This is a genomic window from Acidimicrobiia bacterium (genome assembly GCA_016650365.1).
Lineage (GTDB): Bacteria > Actinomycetota > Acidimicrobiia > Spongiisociales > JAENVV01 > JAENVV01.
Genome location: JAENVV010000170.1, coordinates 1 through 6,397 on the forward strand (window position 1 = coordinate 1; position 6,397 = coordinate 6,397).

The 6,397-nt window shown below is 61.1% G+C and carries 8 protein-coding genes; 5 read left to right on the forward strand and 3 right to left on the reverse strand.

The window, feature by feature from the left end; translation table 11 throughout:
* Positions 1 to 361 (forward strand): DsrE/DsrF/DrsH-like family protein (locus tag JJE47_10565; protein ID MBK5267865.1); only part of this gene is annotated, 361 nt, incomplete at its 5' end.
* A gap of 99 nt (positions 362 to 460) precedes the next feature.
* On the opposite strand, the gene JJE47_10570 is transcribed toward JJE47_10565, so the two are convergent.
* Complete coding sequence (locus JJE47_10570; GenBank protein ID MBK5267866.1) at positions 461 to 1,438, reverse strand: galactose mutarotase; 978 nt, start codon at positions 1,436 to 1,438, stop codon at positions 461 to 463.
* A 119-nt stretch (positions 1,439 to 1,557) separates the two neighbouring features.
* On the opposite strand from JJE47_10570, the gene JJE47_10575 reads away from it, so the two are divergent.
* Both JJE47_10575 and JJE47_10580 read left to right on the forward strand, forming a co-directional pair.
* Positions 1,558 to 1,884 carry a rhodanese-like domain-containing protein gene (locus JJE47_10575; GenBank protein ID MBK5267867.1) on the forward strand — a complete coding sequence of 109 codons (327 nt, stop codon included), beginning with the start codon at positions 1,558 to 1,560 and terminating at the stop codon, positions 1,882 to 1,884.
* Between the two features lies 1 nt (position 1,885).
* The gene (locus tag JJE47_10580; GenBank protein ID MBK5267868.1) at positions 1,886 to 2,284 is read left to right on the forward strand and encodes a rhodanese-like domain-containing protein; all 399 of its coding nucleotides are present in this window, start codon (positions 1,886 to 1,888) and stop codon (positions 2,282 to 2,284) included.
* Here the strand turns inward: JJE47_10580 and JJE47_10585 are convergent.
* A complete protein-coding gene (locus tag JJE47_10585; GenBank protein MBK5267869.1) occupies positions 2,281 to 3,828 on the reverse strand; it encodes a molybdopterin-dependent oxidoreductase in 1,548 nt (515 codons plus the stop codon). The two genes, JJE47_10580 and JJE47_10585, sit on opposite strands and share 4 nt — an antisense overlap.
* Positions 3,829 to 3,932: 104 nt before the next feature.
* Positions 3,933 to 4,757 (reverse strand): NAD(P)-dependent oxidoreductase, encoded by an 825-nt coding sequence (locus JJE47_10590; GenBank protein ID MBK5267870.1) that lies wholly within the window; start codon positions 4,755 to 4,757, stop codon positions 3,933 to 3,935.
* Between the two features lie 50 nt (positions 4,758 to 4,807).
* Here JJE47_10590 and JJE47_10595 point away from each other — a divergent pair, with 50 nt between their 5' ends.
* Positions 4,808 to 5,473: an enoyl-CoA hydratase/isomerase family protein gene (locus JJE47_10595; protein ID MBK5267871.1), complete on the forward strand. Its 666-nt coding sequence runs from the start codon at positions 4,808 to 4,810 to the stop codon at positions 5,471 to 5,473.
* 327 nt (positions 5,474 to 5,800) lie between these two features.
* Entirely contained in the window at positions 5,801 to 6,322 is a 522-nt protein-coding gene (locus JJE47_10600; GenBank protein MBK5267872.1) for a hypothetical protein, read from the forward strand.
* The last annotated feature ends 75 nt before the right edge of the window (positions 6,323 to 6,397 follow it).

Here is a 6,397-nt window from a genome sequence, read left to right on the forward strand (position 1 = left end):
AACTCACTTGTTCTTTACGTTCTGGGGTTTCGACATGATTACCGAGAAGACCATGGATCACTTGAAGTTCTCACCGCTTGGCAACCCTGCCACGCACATGCCGAACTTCGTGATGGGTCTGCCCGGTATGACGTCGTTCGCCACCCGTATGATGAAGGAGCAGATCGGGGGACTCGATATTCCGGAGGTTCGCGAATTCCTGGAACTGATCACCGACGCCGGCGGCCACCTGTGGGCATGTCGTATGTCGGCTGATATGAAACACCTGGAGGAAAAGGATCTTTACGATCGGGTTGAAGGCATCATCAGTGCTGCCGACTTCATCGAAATCGCCGCAGGTGCCCAGACCCTCTTCATCTAGAAGGTAAGCCCTCAACAGCGAATCGGTCCCCCTCATCTGCGGGGGACCGATTTCGTTTGACGGGAGAGTGAAGCGTTCCCACCTTGAAGGGCTGACGCGCTAGCTGAATCGATGGCGGGTCACCTGGCGGTAGGTCTCACCGGGCCGAAGGACCACCGACGGGAAATCTGGCCGATTCGGACTATTGGGTAGAGCCTGGGTCTCGAGTCCGATCCCGCAATGCCGGGGCTGCAGGTTGTTGGCTGTGTACACCTGTAATCCAGGTTGGTCGGTCTCGATCATCATCCGTCGGCCGCTCGGCCCGTGCATCAATACGGCCGCCGGACCGGACGGTTCAAGAACCAAACAGTGGTCATATCCATCACCAAAGTCCGGTCCAGACAGTGGGCGAGGCAACCGGAAATCGAACCGGGTTCCGGCAACGGATCGCACTTCGGTGGGTGTCTTGAGTTCGTCCATATCGACGAAGCGGTCAGCGTTGACCTGGAGAATGTGCTCGGAGATGGTGCCCTGGCCAGCCAGGTTCCAATAGGCGTGATTGGTCATCGCCACCACGGTCGGGGCGTCACAAACGGCTTCGTACTCAAACACCAGTTCATTGGCAGCCGTGAGCCAATACGTGACCGCCGCGTCGAGGTTCCCCGGAAACCCTTGATCCCCGTCCGGACTCCGAACCGAGAATCGCACCCCGACTGAGCCTGTTCGTTTGAGTGGCTCGGCCCTCCAGAGGAGCTGATCGAATCCGATCTCGCCCCCGTGGAGGGTATGAAGGCCATCGTTGGCGTCGAGGGGATAGTCGGTTCCTCCGAGGGAGAACCTGGCATTGGCTATTCGGTTGGCGTACCGGCCGATCGTAGATCCCCGGTATCCGCGATCGGTCGCAGCAAGATCGTCCCCGACAACTGGCGCCTGCACCAGATTCGTTCCGTCCTCCAACTCCACCGCCACCAAGGTGGCCCCCTGGTCCCAGACCATAGCCCGCAGTGTTTCGGACACCAACGCGAACGTCTGGATCGATCGGGTGGATCCACCAAATCGGATTCCGGCTACTCCAGTCTCAACGCCCAACGAGTCCACGGACAAACGCTACTGTCACTTATGATTCCGATCTATATGCACCGATTCGCATATAGATGGGAAAAGGGGATAATCTTCGGACTTCAACCACACCCACTTCAACCGAACCAGGATCATCCATGTTCAACAAATACGCAGTCAATGTCGTCCAGGCCAACGACCTGCTGGCCGCAGGGACCACCCTCGTGGATGTTCGCACCAAGGCGGAATGGCAAACCAGCCACGTGCCCGGCTCTGTTCGGGTATCGCTCGATTCGATCCAGCACCGACGGGGCGCTCTTGCTCGCCAGTACGCCGGCTCGGAGGTGTTGGTCATCTGCCGATCTGGTAACCGATCCAGTCGGGCGGCAGCGATGTTCCGAGACATGGGCGTAAACGCCGTCAATGTGCGCGGCGGGATCAATGCCTGGACCCGTAAACAACTCCCCCTGAACAAAGGACGCTGATATGCGCCGAATACTTCTCCCTCTCGTAATCCTCGGTTTGGTCGCCGCGGCCTGCGGCACGGCAACCGAAACCGGAATTCAGACCGTCTCGGCCCAGGATGCCTATGCGATCACTTCGGCCCCTCCGGCCGACCTCGTCGTGCTGGACGTGCGAACACCGGACGAATTCAACGAAGGCCACCTGGCCAATGCGATCAATATCGACTTCTATGCTCCCGACTTCTCCGCCAACCTGGCCGCCCTCGACAAAGACGTCCCGTACGTTCTCTACTGTCGATCGGGCAGCCGGAGCGGCACAACCGCCCAGGAAATGCAATCACTGGGCTTTGCCGAGGTCTACGAAGTCGACGGTGGCATTGTGTCCTGGCTCAATAGCGGCCTTCCGCTCGCCGACTCCTAGGCGACGTTGACGGCGATCGTGTGGTGGCCGGTCGCTCCGTCCGGCTGAGGTGACTTGAGTTCGGCCGTTTGCGTGTAGCCGGAGTTATCGGTGGCGCGCACGGAGATCGAATGCCGACCCACCGGCGCATCCCAGTCGACATACCACTGGCGCCAGGCATTGTCGCTCAGAGGCTCACCCAGATTGGCCGACTGCCATTCACCGTCGTCGATGCTGATCTCAACTGCGGCAATGCCAGTGTTGGGCGCCCACGCCACGCCAGCGATCCGGCGGGGTCCAGCTTCCACGTTGACGTTGGGCCTTGGCGAGTCGATCCGGGACTGGGTCTTGATCGGACCTTCCTTCGCCCAGTTCCGTGGAATCCAGTAGGCATCAAAGCCTTCCCAGGTCGTCAGTTCGATCTCGCTCAGCCACTTGGTAGCAGAGACATACCCATACAGACCGGCCACCACCAGGCGCGCCGGGTAGCCGTGGTCGACCGGGAGCGGTTCATCGTTCATCCCGATCGCGATGAGAGCGTCGCGTCCGTCATAGGCAGCTTCAGTTGGGAAGCCCACCGTGAAATCGTCGATTGACCGGCCCACGATCTGCGTGGCACCTTCCTGAACCCCGGCCATGTCGAGGACGTCCCGCAACGGAACCCCCAACCACTTGGCGGTTCCGACGAGGGACCCACCGACCGTGTTCGAGACACACGAAAGCGTGACCACCCGCTCGGTCATGGCGAGGGCCGACAATTCGTCATAGGTCAGCGTCACTTCCTGATCGACCATACCTTTGATCGTCAGCTGCCACGACGCCAGATTGATCGGAGGGGGCCGAAGAGCCGTATCGATAAGGTAGAAATCGGCGTTCGAGGTGATGACCGGAACCGCCCCCTCGACCTGGGCGCCAGCCGGGATGAGAACCGGAGTCTCCGGCAACGTTGGCAAGGAAATCTCCGCTCGTTCAGAAGCCGAGGCAATCCCGTTCACCAGACCCCGTCCCACCAGCCCGGCAACGCCGGCGAGAGCCGCGGTAACGCCGACCGCCGTCAGGAACGAGCGGCGGGAATCATCGGTGATTGCCGCCGCACGCCTGCGGCCCAGCACCACAAGCGCCGCCAAGCCCGCCAACACTCCAAGGCCGACCGCCGCGGCGGCGGCGGGAAGGTCGGCCACGGGGTCGGTCGTGACGATGGCCCAGCCCAGAATGCCGGCTCCCACAAATGCGGCCGCGGCCAGTACCAACCGACGGGTTGCCACGATGCCGACCAGAGCACCCAGTATGAACACCGTGGCCAGAATGGAAAGAACAAGAACGAGCTTGTCGTTGGTACTGAAAGTCCGGATGGCCCACTTCACGAGCGGTTCGGGGGAGATCCCGATTACCCAGTTACCGATCGAGACGATCACCGACTGACCGCGACCGATTATCCCGACTATCAGTTCAGTGACTGCCAGAGCAACAGCGACGGCCACCACCCCGGCCAGGGCGCCCGAGCCCCGCGGCGGAGAGAGCGGTGGCTGTTCGTCTGGCTGAGAGTCGTTAAGTACGGTTTCCATGCCACCAGAATGCCGCAGGCACCCGGCTATCACAACTTTCGAGGCCCTTGTTTCTCAAAACTTCACATAAGGCTCAAACAGGCCTGAGCCAGGTGAAGCAGCCGCTAGTCAAGAAAAATGTCCTGCTGGAGTTCGGCGCCCTCGACATACGTATACTCGGATAGGTCGGTCTTGCCCGCCTCTGCCAGGACATCATCATCGATGAAGAAGTTGCCCGTCGTCTGGCGGGCGGGTCGACAGAGAATCTCGTACGCCGCATCAGCAACGATCTCCGGTCGCCGCGAACGTGACATGGCAGCGTCGCCTCCCAGCAGGTTCTGAACCGCCGCGGTGGCTATCAGTGTACGAGGCCACAGCGAGTTCACCCCGATGCCGTCACCGGCAAACTCGGCTGACATACCAAGGGTGCACATGCTCATCCCGTATTTGGCGATGGTGTAGGCGGCGTGGTTCTGGAACCAGTGCTGGGCCATATTGAGCGGTGGCGACAGGGTAAGGATGTGCGGATTCGAGGCTTCCCTGAGGTAGGGAATGCACGCTTTTGAAACGAGAAACGTTCCCCGGGTGTTGATGTTCTGCATGAGGTCATACGCCTTCATCGACAGAGACTCAGTCCCGCTGAGATTGATCGCGGAGGCGTTGTTGACGACGATATCGATGCCGCCAAACCGCTCAACCGTCGCTTCGACAGCCGAGTTAACCGAGTCTTCGTAGCGTATATCACCAACGATCGGCAAAGCATGCCCGCCGGCACGCACGATCTCCTCGGCGGCCGTGTAGACCGTACCCGGCAGTTGTGGATGTGGCTCGGCCGTCTTGGCGATCAACGCCACGTTGGCCCCGTCGACAGCCGCTCGCAGGGCAATGGCCAGGCCGATCCCGCGGCTTCCCCCGGACATGAAAATCGTCTTTCCTGCCAGACCCGCCATGCGATTACTCCCTTGTTAACGGCCGTTCACGCCCATAGTAGGGTGACCGGATGACGTTTGAGCTCACCCAGCATGACGATGTCTTCCTCCTGACGATGAACATCGACGACAACCGATTTAACCCAGACTCACTGGGCCTCATCAACGACGCCCTCGACACCGTCGAGCGCCACCAGGGTCCAGCGGCACTGGTCACCACTGGCACGGGCAAGTACTACTCCAATGGTCTCGACCTTGAGAAAGCCATGAGCCCCGACCACGACTGGGGCATAGCCGAAATCGCCAGGGCAACCCAGCAACTGTTGGCAAGGACCCTCGCCTTCCCCCGTCCGATCATCGCGGCCATCAACGGGCACTGCATGGCCGCCGGAGCCATGTGGTCACTGGCCCATGATTTCCGCATCATGCGCGCCGACCGGGGGTTCTGGGGGTTACCCGAAGTCGACATCCGCATTCCATTTACGCCCGGAATGGCCGCCCTCATCCAAAGCCGCCTCGGTAAACAGGCCGCCCACCAGGCCATGACCACCGCGTACCGCTTTGGTGGTGAAGAGGCTTTCCTGGCCGGTATCGTCGATGCCACGGCAGCCGAAGGCGACGTCGTCTCCCAATCCATCGCCAGGGCACAGGTCCTCGCCGACAAAGACCCGGGGACCCTGGGGGAGATCAAAAAGGTCATGTACGCCCCGATCGTCGCCGCCCTCCTCGCCGGCTGAATCGGTCGAGACGCACGCTCGCGGCGCGGGCTGTAAACGCCGTTACCGCCTTCCGGTTCGACCGCGACAAGCTCATGCCGGTCCTCATCCAACGGCCCGTGCGTGGAGAGGTTCACCTCTCTCAAGCTTCCATCGCCGACCTGCTTGGAGCAAGTCGCCAGTCCGTCAACGAAGCGCTTGGAACTCCGTAGCTCCGGGGCAATCAGCACCGGGTACCGACTCATCAGGGTGCAAGACGCCCCAATCCTTGAACGGATCTCGGGCCGCCGGGAATGACCCCGGTCGGACTGTTCGGCTGCGCACCGGGTGGGGCTATCCTCTTTTCGGATGCTGAGTCTCGCTGGACCCTATCTTGCCGTGACCGCCTTGCTCGCGCTCGGCGGTCTTCTCAAGGTGGCTCGACCCTCCGAAACCGGAAACGCACTCGCCGCCTTACGGTTACCTTCCCATCCCGCGCTTGTCCGAACCTTGGGAATTACCGAGTTGGTGATCGGCTTGGCAGCCCTTGCGACCGCCAGTCGACTGGCCGCGGGTCTCACCGGGTTGGCGTATCTCGGCTTTGCCGGGTTCGTGCTGCTGGCTCGTCATTCCGACACGCCGGTTCAATCCTGCGGGTGTTTCGGAAAGGCTGAAACACCACCATCTCTCATCCACGTGATAGTCAACCTGAGCGCGGCTCTGATCTCGGCCCTCGTCGCCTGGTCGCCGATCCCCTCCCTGGATCGGTTGCTCGCCAATCAACCGGGAGCAGGCGCGCCGCTCGTTATGGTGACGGCCCTTACCGTCTATCTGCTCTACCTGATTTTGACTGCACTTCCCCAAACCCTCACCGCGATGCGGGCTTCATGAGTACCTGGCTCGTTGACAAGACCAGCGCATTGCTGGATCGCAAAGTCGATCGCCGGGGATTCTTGCGCCGGGCCG